The 17,784-nt window shown below is 60.2% G+C and carries 16 protein-coding genes and 1 pseudogene; 11 read left to right on the top strand and 6 right to left on the bottom strand.

Translation table 11 applies throughout. From position 1 onward, the window contains the following. Positions 1–26 precede the first annotated feature (26 nt). The 5 genes from kdpD to kdpF are packed head-to-tail and all read right to left on the bottom strand — an operon-like array spanning position 27 to position 7,139. Positions 27–2,714, bottom strand: coding sequence for a sensor histidine kinase (gene kdpD / locus ACMYSN_RS07675; protein WP_462497585.1), 2,688 nt, complete (start codon positions 2,712–2,714; stop codon positions 27–29). A gap of 1 nt (position 2,715) precedes the next feature. Beyond that, positions 2,716–3,291, bottom strand: coding sequence for a potassium-transporting ATPase subunit C (gene kdpC / locus ACMYSN_RS07670; RefSeq protein ID WP_462497584.1), 576 nt, complete (start codon positions 3,289–3,291; stop codon positions 2,716–2,718). Positions 3,292–3,301: 10 nt separating this feature from the next. Next, a complete protein-coding gene (gene kdpB / locus ACMYSN_RS07665; protein ID WP_123755975.1) occupies positions 3,302–5,350 on the bottom strand; it encodes a potassium-transporting ATPase subunit KdpB in 2,049 nt (682 codons plus the stop codon). Positions 5,351–5,370: 20 nt separating this feature from the next. Continuing rightward, on the bottom strand, positions 5,371–7,050 hold the full coding sequence (kdpA, locus tag ACMYSN_RS07660) for a potassium-transporting ATPase subunit KdpA (protein ID WP_462497583.1): 1,680 nt from the start codon (positions 7,048–7,050) through the stop codon (positions 5,371–5,373). Beyond that, on the bottom strand, positions 7,050–7,139 hold the full coding sequence (gene kdpF / locus ACMYSN_RS07655; RefSeq protein ID WP_123755977.1) for a K(+)-transporting ATPase subunit F: 90 nt from the start codon (positions 7,137–7,139) through the stop codon (positions 7,050–7,052). Before kdpF ends, kdpA begins: the two co-directional genes overlap by 1 nt. A 309-nt stretch (positions 7,140–7,448) precedes the next feature. Here kdpF and ACMYSN_RS07650 point away from each other — a divergent pair, with 309 nt between their 5' ends. The 3 genes and pseudogenes from ACMYSN_RS07650 to phrB all read left to right on the top strand — a co-directional run bounded on the left by ACMYSN_RS07650 (position 7,449) and on the right by phrB (position 9,708). Beyond that, complete coding sequence (locus ACMYSN_RS07650) at positions 7,449–7,655, top strand: DUF2517 family protein (protein WP_123755978.1); 207 nt, start codon at positions 7,449–7,451, stop codon at positions 7,653–7,655. Between the two features lie 130 nt (positions 7,656–7,785). After that, a pseudogene (locus tag ACMYSN_RS07645) lies at positions 7,786–8,238 on the top strand (DUF1722 domain-containing protein); the annotation flags it as partial. Between the two features lie 27 nt (positions 8,239–8,265). Next, positions 8,266–9,708 (top strand): deoxyribodipyrimidine photo-lyase, encoded by a 1,443-nt coding sequence (phrB, locus tag ACMYSN_RS07640; protein WP_462497582.1) that lies wholly within the window; start codon positions 8,266–8,268, stop codon positions 9,706–9,708. On the opposite strand, the gene dtpD is transcribed toward phrB, so the two are convergent. Further along, positions 9,680–11,158, bottom strand: a complete 1,479-nt coding sequence (dtpD, locus tag ACMYSN_RS07635; protein ID WP_462497581.1) for an MFS transporter — start codon at positions 11,156–11,158, stop codon at positions 9,680–9,682. The genes phrB and dtpD overlap by 29 nt on opposite strands. Before the next feature lie 271 nt (positions 11,159–11,429). On the opposite strand from dtpD, the gene ACMYSN_RS07630 reads away from it, so the two are divergent. Genes ACMYSN_RS07630 through nei form a run of 8 tightly spaced genes read left to right on the top strand, consistent with a single transcriptional unit; the run spans position 11,430 to position 17,753 of the window. Continuing rightward, entirely contained in the window at positions 11,430–12,173 is a 744-nt protein-coding gene (locus ACMYSN_RS07630) for a type 2 GTP cyclohydrolase I (protein WP_123755982.1), read from the top strand. Positions 12,174–12,187: 14 nt separating this feature from the next. Further along, positions 12,188–12,844: a 5-oxoprolinase subunit B family protein gene (gene pxpB, locus ACMYSN_RS07625; RefSeq protein ID WP_462498221.1), complete on the top strand. Its 657-nt coding sequence runs from the start codon at positions 12,188–12,190 to the stop codon at positions 12,842–12,844. Next, complete coding sequence (gene pxpC / locus ACMYSN_RS07620) at positions 12,838–13,770, top strand: 5-oxoprolinase subunit C family protein (RefSeq protein WP_462497580.1); 933 nt, start codon at positions 12,838–12,840, stop codon at positions 13,768–13,770. Before pxpB ends, pxpC begins: the two co-directional genes overlap by 7 nt. Further along, on the top strand, positions 13,760–14,506 hold the full coding sequence (pxpA, locus tag ACMYSN_RS07615; protein ID WP_462497579.1) for a 5-oxoprolinase subunit PxpA: 747 nt from the start codon (positions 13,760–13,762) through the stop codon (positions 14,504–14,506). The genes pxpC and pxpA overlap by 11 nt, the downstream gene beginning before the upstream one ends. A gap of 59 nt (positions 14,507–14,565) precedes the next feature. Further along, positions 14,566–15,291, top strand: coding sequence for a DUF969 domain-containing protein (locus ACMYSN_RS07610; RefSeq protein ID WP_123755985.1), 726 nt, complete (start codon positions 14,566–14,568; stop codon positions 15,289–15,291). Beyond that, on the top strand, positions 15,288–16,283 hold the full coding sequence (locus ACMYSN_RS07605) for a DUF979 domain-containing protein (RefSeq protein WP_462497578.1): 996 nt from the start codon (positions 15,288–15,290) through the stop codon (positions 16,281–16,283). Before ACMYSN_RS07610 ends, ACMYSN_RS07605 begins: the two co-directional genes overlap by 4 nt. A gap of 9 nt (positions 16,284–16,292) precedes the next feature. Then, entirely contained in the window at positions 16,293–16,937 is a 645-nt protein-coding gene (pcp, locus tag ACMYSN_RS07600; protein WP_462497577.1) for a pyroglutamyl-peptidase I, read from the top strand. A gap of 24 nt (positions 16,938–16,961) precedes the next feature. Next, the gene (gene nei / locus ACMYSN_RS07595) at positions 16,962–17,753 is read left to right on the top strand and encodes an endonuclease VIII (RefSeq protein WP_462498220.1); all 792 of its coding nucleotides are present in this window, start codon (positions 16,962–16,964) and stop codon (positions 17,751–17,753) included. Positions 17,754–17,784 lie beyond the last annotated feature (31 nt).

Raw genomic sequence — 17,784 nt, 5'->3', positions numbered from 1 at the left:
CGCCGGGGAATGTCACCGCTGCCGGGTCAGGCAGCGCCATGCCACTCATCCAGCTCCGGGGGCGTTTCTCGCGGCAGTGTAACACGGAAGCAGGCACCGCCTTCCGGTCGCGTGTAGGCGCTGATGGTTCCACCGTGCACTTCGACGATTGCCCGGCAGATGGCCAGCCCCAGCCCAACGCCAGGGATCGCCGACTCCTTATGTCCGCGGGCGAACTTATCAAAGATAGCCTGTTCCTTGCCGTGTGGGAGCCCTGGGCCGTTATCCCACACGCTCAATAGCAGCTGGTTCTCGTCGGCCTGCGCGCTGATGCCGATCTGCGCCTGGGAACCGGCATATTTCCAGGCATTCTCCAGCAGGTTGATCAGTACCCGTTCAAACAGCGGGCCATCGACGTGAACCAGCAGCAGCGGGTCGGGTAACGCCAGCTGAATATGTTGCCCGCCAAGGCCCGGCTCCAGCATCCGTAAGGCGCTGCCAATCACCTCTTCGAGGGTCAGCCACTCTTTATGCAGGTTAAAACCGCCGGACTGGATGCGCGCCATATCCAGCAGATTGTTCACCAGCCGGGTAGTGTTGAGCACGTGCTGGCGAATTTCATTGGCCTGGGGCGCATGTTTCGAGCCTTCGCTGGCGAGGTCGAGGGTCAGGATCTCCGCCTGGCCGAACAAAACGGTCAGCGGGGTACGTAAATCATGGGAGAGGGCTGCCAGCAGCGAGTTACGCAGGCTTTCCCGCTCGCTGTTGAGGCGAGCTTGCTCCTCGCTGGCGGTCAGCGTCAGGCGCTCCAGCGCGCTGGCGACCAGCAGCGTAAAGGTCTCCAGCAGGCGCTGCTGTTCGGGGATCATCAACTGACGCAGGTTATCCGGTTCAACCACCAGCAGCCCCCAGGTTCGGGTGGCGCTTTTCAGCGGTAAAATTTGATAGGGAACGCCGGGCAGCGTGTCGGTACCGGCTCCGGCCGGCTGGCCCTTATCGAAGCTCCAGCGGGCGATGGCATCATCCCATGAAGTCAGGCCGGGCTGCTGGGTCAGCGGATGCAGCTTGCCGCTGCCGTCGGGCAACAGTAGCTGGCCGCGGGCCTGAAAGGTTGAGGCGATAAAGCGCTCACTGGTGGCGGCAATATCATCCTCGCTGCGCCCGACCGCCAGCGCTTTTGACATCTCATACAGATGACGGGTGCGCTGCTCGCGGTAGCGCGCCACGCGCGCCTGGTAGCGGACGCCGGCGGTGAGATTCCCGATCAGCAGGCCGACGGTCAGCATCACCCCGAAGGTCAGCAGGTATTGCACGTCGGAGACCGCAAGCGTACCGCGCGGCGAGACAAAAAACAGATCGAAGCTGACCACGTTAATCACCGTCGCCAGCACCGACGGCCAGCGGCCGTACAGCAGGGCGATGATCACCACGCCGAGTAGATAGAGCATCACCAGGTTGGCGGCTTCGAAACCAACCAGCCATTGCATCGCCACCAACGTAATGACCGCGCACAGTGCGAGTGCCACAAAGCAGCCCTGGATCTGCAGGCGCCACTTTTCCATGGTGGTTCGGGTATCGTTCGCTCGCGCGGGCAGGGGGGCGCTTTTTTCATCGAGGGCGATGACCACCAGATCGAGGTCTGGCGCGTAGCGCGCAAGGCGGTCGGCAAACCCGGTACGGCTCCACCAGCGGCGCTTGCCCTGGCGACCGATGACGATTTTGCCGAGGTTATGTTCCCGGGCGTAGTGCAGCACCGCCTTTTCTTCGTGTGGGTCGGAGAGGGTTGCCGTTTCCGCCCCCAGCTCCTGAGCAAGCCGCAGGGCCGCGAGGATCGCCCGGCGTTTGGCTTCCGGCAGGCGGTGCAGGGACGGAGTTTCGACGTACACCGCGTGCCAGATGCTGCCGAGTCGGGCGGCCAGACGCGCGGCGGCGCGCACCAGCTTTTCACTGCCGGTGTTGTGGCCGATGCACAGCAAAATGGTATCGCGGGTATGCCAGACTTTCTCCTGGCCCTGGTGATCGCGCCAGGCGCGCATCTGCTCATCCACCCGGTCGGCGGTGCGCCGCAAAGCCAGCTCGCGCAAGGCGATCAGGTTCCCTTTGCGGAAAAAGTTCTCGATAGCCCGCTCGGCCTGGCCGCCAATATAGACCTTGCCCTCGTTCAGGCGCTGGCGGAGATCGTCGGGAGGCAGGTCGACCAACACCACGTCGTCGGCGGCGTCAAAGAAAGGATCGGGGACGGTTTCGCGCACCTGCACGCCGGTAATGCCGCTGACGACATCGTTCAGGCTCTCCAGGTGCTGGACATTTACCGTGGTAAAGACGTCAATCCCGGCATCAAGCAGCTCTTCGACATCCTGCCAGCGTTTGGGGTGGCGCGATCCCGGGGCGTTGCTGTGCGCCAGTTCATCTACGAGGATCAGCGCCGGGCGGCGTGCCAGCGCGGCGTCGAGATCGAACTCGTGGACGTAGCGCCCCCGATGTGAAAGGCGGCGCTGGGGGAGGGTACTTAGCCCCTCGAGCATCGCCGCGGTTTCTTTGCGCCCGTGGGTTTCCGCCACGCCGATCAGAATATCGAGCCCCTGAGCGCGGAGCCGCTGCGCTTCGGCTAACATGGCCCAGGTTTTTCCGACCCCGGCACAGGCGCCAAAGAACACTTTTAGCTTGCCACGATGCGGCTCGCCGGTATGTTGCAACAGGCGGTCCGGGTCAGGGCGCAGCGGCTCGTCACTCATGTTACTTATCCTTCAGGGCATCCAGTGCCATATTCAGTTGCACTATATTTACCACAGGTTGACCGAGAAAACTGACCAGCGGTTTTTCGGTTGCCTCAATGACCATCCGGGTCAGCTGTTCAGCGCTGAGGCCACGGGCTTTGGCGATGCGCGGCACCTGCCAGAGCGCTGCCGGCGGCGTAAGATGACTATCCAGCCCGCTCGCCGACGCGGTGACCAGCTCTACCGGAACGCGTGGGTCAGCATCCGGATTGGCCTGACGCAGCGCGGCGACGCGTTCGCTGATAGCCTTATCCATCGCCGGGTTGCTGGCAGCGAGGTTACTGCCGCCGGAGGCCAGCGGATTATCCGGCGTCTCTGCGGTTGCCGACGGGCGTCCCTGGAAATAGCCCGCGTCGGTAAAGTTCTGGCCAATCAGGCTGGAGCCGCGCACTTCACCGGCGATGCGGATCAACGAACCGTTGGCCTGCTGGGGGAACCACCACTGCCCGAGCGCGGTGGTCAGCAGGGGATAGACGCCGCCGGTGATCAGCATTAACAGAATAAATAGCACAAGTGCCGGTCGAATCAATGTCATGGTCATTTCCTCACAGCAGCCCGGTCAGGGTCAGTAACAGATCGATAGCTTTGATGCCGATAAACGGCACCAGCAACCCGCCGAGGCCATAGACCCACAGGTTGCGTCGCAGCATGGCGGAAGCGGACAGCGGGCGATAGCTCACCCCCTTCAGCGCCAGCGGGATCAGGAAGACGATAATCAGCGCGTTAAAGATAACCGCGCTCAGAATGGCCGACGCCGGCGAGTGCAGGTGCATGACGTTCAGCATCGCGAGCTGCGGGTAAACCGCGGCAAAGGCGGCCGGGATAATGGCGAAATACTTCGCCACGTCGTTGGCGATACTGAAGGTGGTTAACGAACCACGGGTCATCAGCATCTGCTTACCGATATGGACCACTTCAATCAGCTTGGTCGGGTTCGAGTCGAGGTCCACCATGTTGCCGGCCTCTTTCGCCGCCTGGGTACCGGAGTTCATTGCCACCGCCACATCCGCCTGCGCCAGCGCCGGGGCGTCATTGGTACCGTCGCCGGTCATCGCCACCAGTCGTCCTTCGGACTGATACTGGCGAATCAGCGCCAGTTTTGCCTCCGGAGTCGCTTCGGCAAGGAAGTCATCGACGCCCGCTTCGGCGGCAATCGCCGCGGCGGTCAGGCGGTTATCACCGGTGATCATCACCGTTTTGATGCCCATCTTACGCAGTTGAGCGAAGCGCTCTTTAATCCCGCCTTTGACAATGTCTTTCAGCGAAATGACTCCCAGCACGCGTTCACCTTCGGCCACCACCAGCGGCGTCGCCCCCAGACGGGCAACTTCCTCCACCTGCTTATCGACATCCGCCGGAAAGTGCCCGCCATTGGCCTCAACGTGGCGGCGAATGGCATCGACGGAGCCTTTACGGATCATGCGGCTATCGATGTTAATACCGCTCATGCGGGTCTGGGCAGTGAAGGGGACAAAGGTCGCGTGCAGCGACTGCAGATCCCGTTCGCGCAGGTTAAAGCGCTGTTTCGCCAGTATCACGATGCTGCGACCTTCCGGTGTCTCATCCGCCAGCGAGGAGAGCTGAGCGGCATCGGCGAGGGTTTTTTCTTCTACTCCCTGAGCCGGCAGGAAGGCCGAGGCCTGGCGGTTGCCGAGGGTAATGGTGCCGGTTTTATCCAGCAGCAGTACGTCGACGTCGCCCGCGGCTTCCACCGCCCGCCCGCTGGTGGCGATAACGTTGGCACCCAGCATGCGGCTCATCCCGGCGACACCGATGGCGGAGAGCAGACCGCCGATGGTGGTGGGGATCAGGCACACGAGCAGGGCGACCAGTACCGTGACGCTGACCGCGCTTCCGCTCCAGGCTGAGAACGGCCAGATGGTGGCGGTGGCGAGCAGGAACACCAGCGTCAGGGCGATCAACAGGATCGTCAGCGCAATTTCGTTGGGAGTTTTACGGCGTTGCGCGCCTTCCACCATAGCGATCATCCGGTCGAGGAAAGTTTCCCCCGGATTGACGCTACAGCGGATCACCAGCCAGTCGGAGAGAATGCGCGTCCCGCCGGTCACCGAGGCAAAGTCGCCGCCGGATTCGCGGATCACCGGCGCGGACTCGCCGGTAATGGCGCTTTCGTCCACCGAGGCGCCGCCTTCGATCACTTCGCCATCACAAGGGATGATATCGCCGGCTTCCACCAGCACGATGTCGCCTTTGCGTAAATCATCGGCCGGAATATGGTCGATGGGGGCGTCATGCTGCGGCGCACGCAGCTTACGGGCAAAGGAGGTCTTTTTAACCCCTTTGAGGCTATTGGCCTGGGCTTTACTGCGGCCCTCGGCCATGGCTTCGGCGAAGTTGGCGAACAGCACGGTAAACCACAGCCAGATACTTACGGCGGCAGTAAACCCGGCGCTGCCGGTGAGATGCCCGCTGGCCATCGCCACCGCCAGCAGGGTGGTAATCAGGCTGCCGATCCAGACGATGAACATCACCGGATTGCGCCACTGAACCATCGGGCTGAGTTTTTTCACCGCGTCCAGCAGCGCCTGGCGCACCAGCGTCGGCTCCAGCAGGGCTAATTGTTTGCGACTCATAACAGATTGCTCCGCATCACTTACAGTAAGGAAAAGTGTTCCGCCAACGGGCCGAGCGCCAGTGCGGGAATAAAGGTCAGGGCGCCGACCAACAGCACGGTGCCAATCAGTAGACCGACAAACAGCACATCGTGGGTGGCGAGGGTACCGGCGCCGGTGGGCTGGATTTTCTTCTTCACCAATGACCCGGCGATCACCATCACCGGCACGATGACGCCAAACCGACCGACCAACATGCAAAATGCCAGCAGCAGGTTCCAGAACGGCGTAGCCGCGCCGAGACCGGCAAAGGCGCTACCGTTGTTGTTGGCGGCGGAGGTCACGGCGTACAGTACTTCGCTGAAGCCGTGAGGGCCGGGGTTGAACATCCCCGCGCGTCCGGTATCGGTCATCATTGCCAGCGCGGTGCCCAGCAGGACCAGCGTTGGGGTCACCAGAATCGCCAGAGCGATCATCTTCATCTCACGCACGTCGATCTTCTTACCGAGATATTCCGGCGTACGGCCGATCATCAGCCCGGCAATAAACACCGCCAGCATGACAAACAGCAGCATGCCGTACAGCCCGGAGCCGACGCCGCCGAAGACCACTTCGCCGATCTGCATCAGCCACATCGGGACCATGCCGCCGAGGGCGGTAAACGAGTCATGCATAGCGTTCACCGCGCCACAGGAGGCGGCGGTGGTGATAACTGCAAACAAGCTGCTGGTTAATATGCCAAAGCGACTCTCTTTGCCTTCCATATTGATGCTGCTGTCCGCGCCCAGCGTCAGCAGGTGCGGGTTACCCTTGGTTTCCGCCCACATCACCACCGCCACGCAGGCGATAAAGATCAGGGTCATGGCCCATAAAATCGCATGTCCCTGGCGGCGATCGCCGACCACGTCGCCAAAGGCAAAGCACAGCGCCGCGGGGATCAAGAAGATCGCCAGCATCTGCACCATGTTGCTCAGCGCGGTGGGGTTCTCAAACGGGTGAGCGGAGTTGGCGTTAAAGAAACCGCCGCCGTTGGTGCCGAGCATTTTGATCGCTTCCTGTGAGGCGACCGGCCCCATGGGCAGCGACTGATGCAGGCCCTCGATCGAGGTGAAAGCCTGATACGGCAGGAGGTTCTGCGGCACACCTTGCTGAATAAAGAACACGGCAATCAGCAGAGCGATCGGCAGCAGCAGCCACAGGGTGATGCGGGTGAGATCGACCCAGGCGTTGCCCAGGGTCGTGACCTGCTGACGAGACCAGGCGCGAGTAAAGGCAAAAAGCACCGCGATGCCGGTCGCCGCTGAGAGGAAATTCTGCACCGTCAGCCCGACCATCTGGCTGAGGTAGCTCATGGTGCTTTCCCCGGCGTAGGCCTGCCAGTTGGTGTTGCTGATAAAGCTCACCGCGGTGTTCAGTGCCAGATCCCAGGAGAGTCCGGGCAGATGCTGCGGGTTGAACGGCAGCGCCCCCTGACACAACAACAGGACGAACAGCACCAACAGCCCGAACGCATTGAACAGCAAAATGGCCAGCAGATACTGGCACCAGTTCATCTCCTCGGTACTGATACCGGCAACCCGCCATATTCCACGTTCAACACCGGCAAGACCCGGGGGCGGGGTATCGTTAATCATCCTGGCCAGCAGCGTCCCTGTGGGGCGTGCCAGCACCATCAGCAGTAAAAGAAAACTGGCGATAAGTAAAAATCCTTGTGCGGCCATCAGAATGCCTCCGCATTTATCAAGGCGTAGACCAAATAAGCCAGCAACAGGAATACCAGCGTAACGCCAGCAATGACGCCTGCACTCACAATCCACCTCCGGGTGTCTTTACGATTTACCTGGAGGATAGGAATTTTGGTGCAAAGATTTTGCAAAAATCAGAATCGGCGGTGTAAAAAAAATATAAAAATCGCAAAAACCACAATTTAACCAATGGTTAGTATTAATTTAACTGTTTCGTAACTCATTTACCGGATAAATGTAAATAAAGGCTAAATAGTCAGCTTTTAGTGGTCGGATGAGTAGTAAAATTACAAGCAAAGCGGTATTATTTTAGCCAGAAAGACATTGTGACTTTACCGGCGTCGATTGCCGGCCTGACAAAGGGGAGAGAAATTATGACGTTGTACAAAAATTATCCTGCTCACGTAATCTTTTTACGTCGTGCCTTCGCCGTTGTGGCTGGCGTAGCGGCATTTCCGCTGATGCTGTTCTGGAAAGATCGCGCCCGCTATTACAGCTGGCTGCACCGCGTCTGGGCGAAGACCAGCGAGCAGCCAGTGTGGATGGCCCAGGCTGAAAAAGCCGCCGCTGACTTTTACTGATCGTCTCCGTCAGACACCACGACCGCCGGTTTTCCGGCGGTTTTTTTTATCGCTTCTGATCTACACTTATGGCGTGCAACCCTAAGGAGCCGCAATGAGTGAGAGTTGGTTAGAGGACGATGATAAAACCCGTTTGTACACCCTGCATGAACTGGATACGCTGCATCGTGAGGGCCTGACCCGCGGCAAGCTGATCGACTTCCACAGTCGCTATAAACTTATCCTGCTGGCCCATTCACAGCCTGAATACCGCAAAATCGGCCCGTTTGTTGCGGATATCGCACAATGGCCGTCGCTGGAGGCCTTTTATGTCGCTTACCGCGAACGTCTGGTAAGCCTGCTGGCGCACCCCTCAACCCGCCGCAATCATACTAACGTGCTGATGCATGTTCAGGGCTATTTCCGTGAGCATTTGAGCGCGGCGCAAAAGCAGGAGCTGGTCGCCTTGATCGATGACTATCGCCTGGGCCGACAGCCTCTGCTTGCGCCGGTGCGCCTCCTGCAACACTATATGACTGAATTTCCTGATACTTACCTTGCCGGGCAGCGTTATTTTAACCCCTGGCCGGAAGCATCGGTCTAACACGACGTCACTGATTGCAGGAGTTTTATGGCCACTCATCTGGTCTGGTTTCGCGCGGACTTACGTATCCATGACAACCTCGCGCTGGCTGCGGCCTGTCGCGATCCCCACGCGACGGTGCTGGCGCTGTTTATCGCCACGCCGGAACAATGGCGCCAGCATGGCATGGCGCCGCGTCAGGCGGCATTTATCGCTCAGCACCTGCACAGTCTGCAGCTTGCACTGGCCGAGCGCGGTATTCCGCTCGAGGTGATTGAGGCCGACGACTTCGCTGCCAGCGGCGAACGGCTGGCGGAATACTGCGCGCAGCGGCAGGTGAGCCACCTGTTTTATAACTACCAGTACGAAATTAATGAGCGGCAGCGCGATGCGCAGGTGGAAAAAAGGCTGAGCGGCCTGGTATGTCAGGGATTTGACGATGCGCTGCTGCTGCCCCCCGGCAGCGTGTTGACCGGCAATCGCGAGATGTACAAGGTCTTTACGCCATTCAAAAATGCCTTCCTGCGCCGGCTGCGCGAGGCGCTACCGGAATGCGTGGCCGCGCCAAAAGTCCGTCCCGACGGGTCGCTGCAACCAACATCGCGGCCGGAGATCCGCTACCCGCAGCAGGCGTTTGATGCACAGCTGTTTGCCGCCGACGAAAAAACGGCCATTGCCCGGCTACGCACTTTCTGCCAGCAGCAGGTCGCCGATTATGACCAGCAGCGTGATTTTCCCGCTCGGGAAGGCACCAGCCGGCTGTCGCCCTGCCTGGCGGTTGGCGTGCTTTCTCCACGTCAGTGCCTGCATCGTCTGCTGGTGGAACAGCCCGCCGCACTCGACGGTGGGGCGGGGGCGGTGTGGCTGAATGAGCTCATCTGGCGTGAGTTTTACCGCCATTTAATGGTGTTCTACCCACGGCTATGCAAAGGCCGACCGTTTATTGCGTGGACCGATAAGGTCGCGTGGCGGGACGATGAGCAGGGGCTACAGGAGTGGCAAAACGGCCAGACCGGTTTCCCGATTGTCGATGCCGCCATGCGTCAGCTCAACGCCACGGGCTGGATGCATAATCGCTTGCGGATGATTGTCGCCAGTTTTCTGGTGAAGGACCTGCGTGTCGACTGGCGCGCGGGCGAGCGCTATTTTATCAACCAACTGATTGATGGCGACCTGGCGGCCAATAACGGCGGCTGGCAATGGGCCGCGTCGACCGGCACCGATGCCGCGCCCTATTTTCGAATTTTTAATCCCACCACGCAGGGGGAGAAGTTTGATAAGACGGGGGCGTTTATTCGTCAATGGCTGCCCGAGCTGGCGGACGTGCCGGAGAAAGCGCTGCATCAGCCGTGGCTGTGGGCCGATAAGCAAGGCGTGACGCTGGCGTACCCGCGCCCGCTGGTCGATCACAAACAGGCGCGGCTGGAGACGCTGGCAGCCTGGGAGGCCGCCAGCAAAGGGTCTACTCCACCGCCAGCGCGCGAGTCTTAACGCGCAGGGCAGAGTATAGCCAGATAACCAGCACCAGGCCGACGCAGGCTAACGCGCCCCAGGTTATCTGGCTGAAAACATGAATGTAGGCATCAATGGCGTAACCGGCCGCGCCGGCTTCATCAAAGGACCCCTGGGCGGTCTGGTCCGCAATCACTCCCGCCAGATAGTTGGCGATGGCCCCGGACAGCAGCATATAGATGCCGGTCAGCACGCCGGTCACGCCGGGGATCTCGATGCGGGTGATTTGCGCCATCGCCACCGGGTCGATAAACAGTTCGGCAAAGCCCATCACCGCAAGACCCAGCACCATTAACGGCATCGATGACTGGCCGTAGGTCGCTGACCAGCGGGCGCTTAAGGTCAGAATGCAGAACCCGGCGCTCATCAGGCCGAGACCGAGCGCAAACTTGCCCCAGATCCGCACCGTCCGATTCCCGCTAATCGTCTCTTTCACCAGCCACGCCAGCACCATTCCACAGAGCATCACCGCGAAGGCGTTCACCGACTGGAACATCGCCGTCGGCACTTCGTAGCTCATGACATGACGATTAACGAAGCGGTCGATATACAGGCTGATAGAGCTGCCACCCTGCTGCGCGAAGGCCCAGAACAGCAAGCTGAAGCCGGTCAGAACGATAATCAGCCGCAGGTCGCTGCGTTGTTTCGCCGTTTCTGCCCGGCGATAAATACGGGCCAGCACCAGCAGACCAATGACGGTGGCGACAATCAGCGCATAGACCGACCACTCCTTCCAGAACAGAACGGTAATCAGCAGCGGCGCGGCGACCAGCAGCACCAGCAACCAGCCCCAGTTCGGCAGCAGAAAGTGGCGCGCGCGCAGGGCTTCACGATTGACGCCGGCGGTATGACGGAAATGGCGACCGCCGCAGAGGAAAATCACCAGCCCGGCAATCATCCCGATGGCGGCGAGGGCGAAGCCCATGGCCCAGCTGTACTCTTCCTGCACATAGCCACAGGCGATTGGGGCGACGATCGAACCGATATTGCCCGCGGCGTACATCAGCGAGAAGCCGCCATCGCGGCGCGGATCGGTCGGTTCATACAGTTCGCCCAGCAGGCAGCTGACGTTGGATTTAAACAAGCCGTAGCCGCAGACGATGATCGCCAGCGACAGATAGAGGAAGGTCGGGGCAATTTCGCTGGCACCCAGCACCAGATGGCCGATCGCCATCAACAGGGCGCCGAGCATCACCGCCATCCGGTTGCCGAGCAGCTTATCGGCCAAAAAACCACCGAGGATTGGCGTGACGTAAACCAGTGAGCAATAGGCGCTGAACAGGGCGTAGGCGTGGTTATCGTCATACTTAAGCTGATTGGTGAGATATAAAATCAGCAGCGCCCGCATGCCATAGAAACTGAAATACTCCCAGATTTGCAGCGCGACAACGTAATAAATTGCCCGCGGCTGCGATGATTGTCTGTTCATGTAACGTTTAATTCCTGCCAAAAAAAAGAAAGTCGATCTTTCTGCATGAATAGCGATTTCGTAGTGATATTCATGGATTACCAGGCTTTCTGGTTATTTAATATGCTTTAATAGTGCATAAATATACACGAATGCGTTATCGGGTGGGTAGACAAATTGCGGGTTTACGCTAAAAGTCAACATAGCGCGGGTTGCACAGGTGCTATCGACGACCTCCGCGGATCCCGTTATGTTATGCCTGTGCACACGATGATGACCTGATGGAGCGACAATGAAAAATAGCGAACTGGAACAACTGATTAACGAAAAGCTCAACAGCGCGACATTCAGCGACTACGGGCCAAACGGCCTGCAGGTCGAGGGGCGTGAAACGGTGCAAAAGATTGTCACTGGCGTGACCGCCAGCCAGGCGCTGCTGGATGAAGCCGTGCGCCTGCAGGCGGATGCGGTGATTGTCCATCATGGTTACTTCTGGAAGGGGGAATCGCCGATCGTTCGCGGCATGAAACGCCAGCGTCTGAAAACGCTGCTGGCGAACGATATCAACCTCTATAGCTGGCATCTGCCGCTGGACGCCCACCCGGAGCTGGGCAATAACGCCCAGTTGGCGCAACTTCTCGGTATCAATATCATGGGCGAAATTGAACCGCTGGTGCCGTGGGGCGAACTGTCGATGCCGGTTTCCGGGCTGGAGCTGGCCTCGTGGATTGAGGCGCGCCTGGGGCGTAAACCGCTGTGGTGCGGCGATACCGGGCCGGATAAAGTCGCGCGGGTTGCCTGGTGCACCGGCGGCGGCCAGGGCTTTATTGATAGCGCAGCCCGTTTCGGGGTCGATGCCTTTATCACCGGTGAAGTGTCGGAACAAACCATTCACTCCGCCCGCGAGCAGTCCCTGCATTTTTATGCCGCCGGGCACCATGCCACCGAACGCGGCGGTATTCGCGCCTTAAGCGAGTGGCTGTCGGAAAACAGCGATCTGGATGTGACCTTTATTGATATCCCTAACCCGGCCTGATGAGAGAGAAAAAAGTGCAGCGAGCGCGTTGTTATATGTTAGGTGAAACCGCCGTCGTCCTCGAACTTGAACCTCCGGTGACGCTGGAGAGCCAAAAGCGCATCTGGCGCCTGGCCCAGCGACTGGCGGATCATGAAGAGGCACTAGATGCGATTCCGGGGATGAACAATATTACCGTCGTTCTGCGTCATCCGCAGAAGATGGCGTGGGATGCGATTGAGCAGCTGCAACGCTGGTGGGAAGAGAGCGAAGCGCTGGAGCCGGAGTCCCGGGAGATGACGATCCCGGTGATCTACGGTGGCGAAGACGGGCCAGATTTAGCAGAAGTGGCGCGTCACTGCGGACTGAGTGAGAAACAGGTGGTTGAACTGCACTCTTCCGTCGAATACGTGGTGTGGTTCCTCGGTTTCCAGCCGGGATTCCCCTATTTGGGCGGACTGCCTGAACAGCTGGCGACGCCGCGTCGGGCGGAGCCGCGGCTGCTGGTTCCGGCAGGATCTGTGGGTATCGGTGGCGTGCAAACCGGGGTTTATCCTCTGGCCACCCCTGGCGGCTGGCAGCTGCTGGGCCGCACGCCGTTGGCGCTGTTTGACCCCAGGCGACAAGAGCCGGTGCTGCTACGTTTCGGCGATAAAGTTCGCTTTGTACCGCAAAAGGAGGGGATATGTTGAAGATGATCCGCGCCGGCATGTATTCGTCAATACAGGACGGCGGGCGCGAAGGACAACGACAGTCGGGGATCAGCCTCTGCGGCGCTCTGGATACCCCCTCACTAGTGACCGCCAACCTGCTGGTGGGTAATGACCCCAACATGGCTGCGCTGGAGATCACGCTCGGTCAGGTGGATATCCAGTTCGAACGCGACTGCTGGTTTGCGTTGACCGGTGCCGCCTGTGAAGCACTGCTCGACGATAAACCGGTGTGGGTGGGCTGGCGAATGGCGGCGAAGGCCGGCCAGCATCTGGTATTGAAAACTCCGCAGTACGGTATCCGTAGCTACCTGGCGGTGGCCGGCGGCATCGATGTGCCGGTGGTGCTGGGGTCACGCAGTACCGATCTGAAAGTGGGCATTGGTGGCTTCGAAGGTCGACGCCTGCAGGATGGCGACCGGCTGAAGCTGGGTAAAGCGTCCCGCCAGTTCAAGGCGGCGCGCGGCGTTAAACAGCTGCCGCTGAGTAACCGTATCCGCGCGTTACCGGGGCCAGAATACCAGGAGTTTGATACGGCGTCTCAGAGTTCGTTCTGGCGTTCACCCTGGCAACTGAGCCCCCAGAGCAACCGGATGGGCTACCGTCTTCAGGGCCAGCCGCTGAAACGCACCACCGATCGCGAGATGCTCTCGCACGGCCTGCTGCCGGGCGTGGTGCAGGTTCCGCACAACGGTCAGCCGATCGTGCTGATGAACGATGCGCAGACCACCGGGGGCTATCCGCGTATTGCCTGCATTATCGACGCCGATATGTACCAGCTGGCGCAAATTCCGCTGGGCCAGCCGATTCATTTTGTCCCCTGCACTCTGGAAGAGGCACTGAAAGCGCGTGCTGACCAGCAGCGTTATCTGGAACAACTGGCGTGGAGACTGAGCGATGATCATTGATTTAAATGCCGATCTGGGAGAGGGTTGCGCGAACGACAGCGCGTTGTTACAGCTGGTCTCCTCGGCGAACATCGCCTGCGGCTTCCACGCCGGCGATGCGCTGCTGATGCATCAGTGTGTCCGTGAAGCGTTGAAAAACGGCGTCGCCGTCGGCGCCCACCCCAGTTTTCCCGACCGGGAAAACTTTGGCCGCACGGCGATGCAGCTGCCACCCGAGACGGTTTATGCCCAGACGCTGTATCAGATTGGCGCGCTGGCGGCGATCGTTCGCGCTGAAGGCGGCGAGCTGAAACACGTTAAGCCGCACGGCATGCTCTACAACCAGGCGGCGAAAGAGGTGCCGCTGGCCGAGGCGATAGCCCGAGCCGTGTGCGATTTTGACCCCTCGCTGATCCTGGTGGGGCTGGCGGGCAGCGAGCTGATTCGCGCGGGCCAGCACTACCAGCTGACCACGCGGCAGGAGGTGTTTGCCGATCGCGGATATCAGGCCGATGGCAGTCTGGTGCCGCGTTCGCTACCCGGCGCGCTGATCGACAGCGAAGAGCAGGCGCTGGCGCAGACCCTGGAAATGGTCCAGCACAACCGGGTACGTAGCATCACCGGGGAATGGGCACCGGTGATCGCACAAACCGTCTGTCTGCATGGCGATGGCGTACACGCGCTGGATTTTGCCCGTCGTCTACGGGCAGTGTTTGCCGGACGCAACATTCAGGTCAGCGCGGAAACAACAGCATAAAACAATAATTATTAAGTCGTTAACAACACAACCAACACAACAACCAACAGGACGTTATTATGGGAGACGCAATATCTCTCTGGCCACTGATCGGCATTGCCGTGATTGTGGTCGGGTTTATTCTACGTTTTAATCCGGTGCTCGTGGTCATTGTCGCCGGGATCGTCACTGGTGTGGCGGCGCATATGCCGCTCGCTACCATTCTGGAAAAGCTGGGGGAGGGGTTTCTCAACACCCGTAACCTGCCGTTTATTCTGCTGTTACCACTGGCGGTTATCGGCCTGCTGGAACGGCACGGTCTGAAAGAACGCGCCCAGGCTTGGATCGCGAAGATCCATAGCGCCACCGCCGGACGCCTGCTGATCGTTTATCTGTTTGTCCGCGAAGCGACCGCCGCGCTGGGCTTAACCAGCCTGGGGGGCCATCCGCAGATGGTGCGTCCGCTGCTGGCGCCGATGGCGGAAGGGGCGGCGGAAAAAACCTTTGGTCCGCTGCCCGGTAGCGTGCGCTACCGCCTGCGGGCGATGTCGGCGGCGACCGACAACGTTGGCCTGTTCTTCGGTGAGGATATTTTTGTCGCCTTCGGGGCGATCATCTTCATGCACAATTTTATGCTGGAGTCCGGCGGCATCCAGACTGAACCGCTGCACATTGCGCTGTGGGGGATCCCTACCGCTATTTGTGCCTTCCTGATCCATGCCGCCCGTCTGTGGCGCCTCGATCGTCATCTTCAGCGTGAACTGGATAAGGTTAACGCCGGACAGGCGAAAGGCGGTGCGGTATGAATTTCCAACAAACCTGGCTTTACTGGCTGGCAGGACTGGTGCTGCTGGCGGTCGCGGTGATGTCATGGCGCGACAAAAGCAACCCTCGTCGCCTGACCACCGGCCTGTTCTGGGGGCTGTATGGCGTGCTGTTCCTGCTGGGCGACTGGACCTGGCAGCTGGTGGGCGATAAGCGCACCATTCATATCGCCGTCGGCGTGGCGGTGGTGGTGCTGGCGCTGATTGCCGGCTTTGGCGGCGTGCGGCTGGGCAGCTATCACCAGCGCACTCAGGAAGAGCGCAGCGCCAGCGCGGTCCGTCTGGGCAACCGCTTGTTTTATCCGGCGCTGGCCATCCCGGTGGTCACCGTGGTCGGCGTGCTGCTGTTTAGCAATATCCCATCGTGGCAGCATTGGGTGTTTGGCCCTGGCAACCATGCTACGCTGATTACGCTGTTCTCGATGACTGCCGGCACGCTGATTGGCCTGATTATGGCGATACGCATGACCCATGAGCGAGTGACTCAGCCGCTGCAGGAGGCGCGTCGTCTGCTCGATTCGGTCGGCTGGGCCTTTATCCTGCCGCAGATCCTCGCGGTGCTGGGATTGCTGTTCACCTCGGCCGGAGTGGGCAGCAGCATTGCCTGGCTGACCGAGCACTACCTGGCGGTGGATAGCCGCTTTATCGCGGTGGTGGTCTACACCCTCGGCATGGCGCTGCTGACGATGGTGATGGGCAATGCTTTCGCGGCGTTCCCGATTGTAACGGCGGGTATCGGTATTCCGATTCTGGTGCTCCAGCACGGCGGTAACCCGGCGGTGATGGCGGCTATCGGGATGTTCTCTGGTTACTGCGGCACCCTGATGACGCCGATGGCGGCCAACTTTAATATCGTGCCGGCGGCCCTGCTGGAGCTGCCGGATAAAAACGCGGTCATTAAGGCGCAGATCCCAACCGGCATACTGCTGCTGATCGTTAACGTATTCTTACTTTATTTCCTGATGTTCCTGTAAGGAGGGGAGATGGCGGGCGTATTAATTACCGGATTTGAACCGTTTGGCGGCGAGGCCGTTAACCCTTCGTGGGAGGTGGTTCGCCAGCTGGATGGTGCCACCATTGCCGGCGAGCGCGTGGTGGCGCTGCAGCTGCCCTGCGTCTTTGGCGAGGCGCTGACGGTGCTTAACGCCGCGTTAGCGGCCCAGCAACCGCGGCTGACGATCGCCGTGGGGCAGGCGGGAGGACGTGTCGACATTACCGTCGAACGCGTGGCGATCAACGTCGATGATGCACGCATCCCGGACAATAAAGGCCAGCAGCCCATCGATGAGCCAATCGTCGCTGGCGGTCCGGCGGCGTGGTTCAGCAGCCTGCCGGTAAAAGCCATTGTCGCGGCGTTGCGCGAGCAGGGGATCCCGGCGTCGGTGTCGCAAACGGCGGGGACCTTCGTCTGCAACCATGTGATGTATGGCCTGCTGGACGCGCTCCAGGGCAAAGCCGGAACCAAAGGTGGCTTTATCCATATTCCGTATCTGCCGGAACAGGCGGCAGCCCACCCCGGTGAGGCGAGCATGGCGGTCGGCACGGTACGGGCAGCGCTGGAGACGGCAGTCGCCGTCTCGCTCCAGCAGGATGGTGATGTGAAAGCGGTCGGTGGGGCAACCCATTAACCGGCAGAACAGAAGGACAAGATGATGCCGGAAGGTCCGGAGATCCGCCGGGCGGCGGATAGCCTGGAGAGGGCGATCAAAGGCAAAACTCTGACCGAGGTGTGGTTTGCCTTTGCCGCGTTACAGGAATATCAGTCGCAGCTGGTGGGCCAGCGGGTGACGCACATAGAAACCCGGGGGAAAGCCCTGCTGACGTACTTTTCCGGCGGGTTGACGCTGTACAGCCACAATCAGCTGTACGGCGTCTGGCGCGTGGTGGAGGCCGGAGAACAGCCGGTGACTCAGCGGGTGCTGCGGGTCAGGTTGCAGACCGCAGAGAAGGCGATATTGCTCTACAGCGCGTCAGATATCGCTCTGCTGACGCCCGAGCAGCTTGCGGTGCATCCGTTTTTGCTGCGGGTAGGGCCTGACGTGCTGGATATGCGCTTAACGGCGGACGCCGTCAAAGCGCGTTTACTGTCGACCGCCTTTCGCCGCCGACAGTTTGCCGGGTTATTTCTGGATCAGGCGTTTCTGGCCGGGCTGGGAAATTACCTGCGGGTCGAGATCCTCTGGCAGGTTGGCCTGACCGGGCGGCATCATGCCGCTGAACTGGACCAGCGGCAGCTCGACGAGCTGGCTCACGCGTTGCTGGATATTCCCCGTTTGTCGTATCACACCCGCGGCGTGGTGGATGAGCAAAAGCATCATGGCGCGCTGTTCCGCTTCCGGGTTTTCCATCGGGAAGGTGAAGCCTGCGAGCGATGCGGCGGCATCATAGAGAAGACGATGCTGTCGTCGCGGCCATTTTACTGGTGCCCAGGCTGTCAGCATTAAGCACTTTTTGCCAATAAAAAACGCGCCCGGA

Origin of the sequence: Klebsiella sp. R445, assembly GCF_051131755.1 — a bacterium.
GTDB classification, from domain to species: domain Bacteria; phylum Pseudomonadota; class Gammaproteobacteria; order Enterobacterales; family Enterobacteriaceae; genus Klebsiella; species Klebsiella lignicola.
The sequence above is the reverse complement of the archived record's forward strand: the minus strand, read 5'-3'. Positions and strand labels throughout refer to the sequence as shown.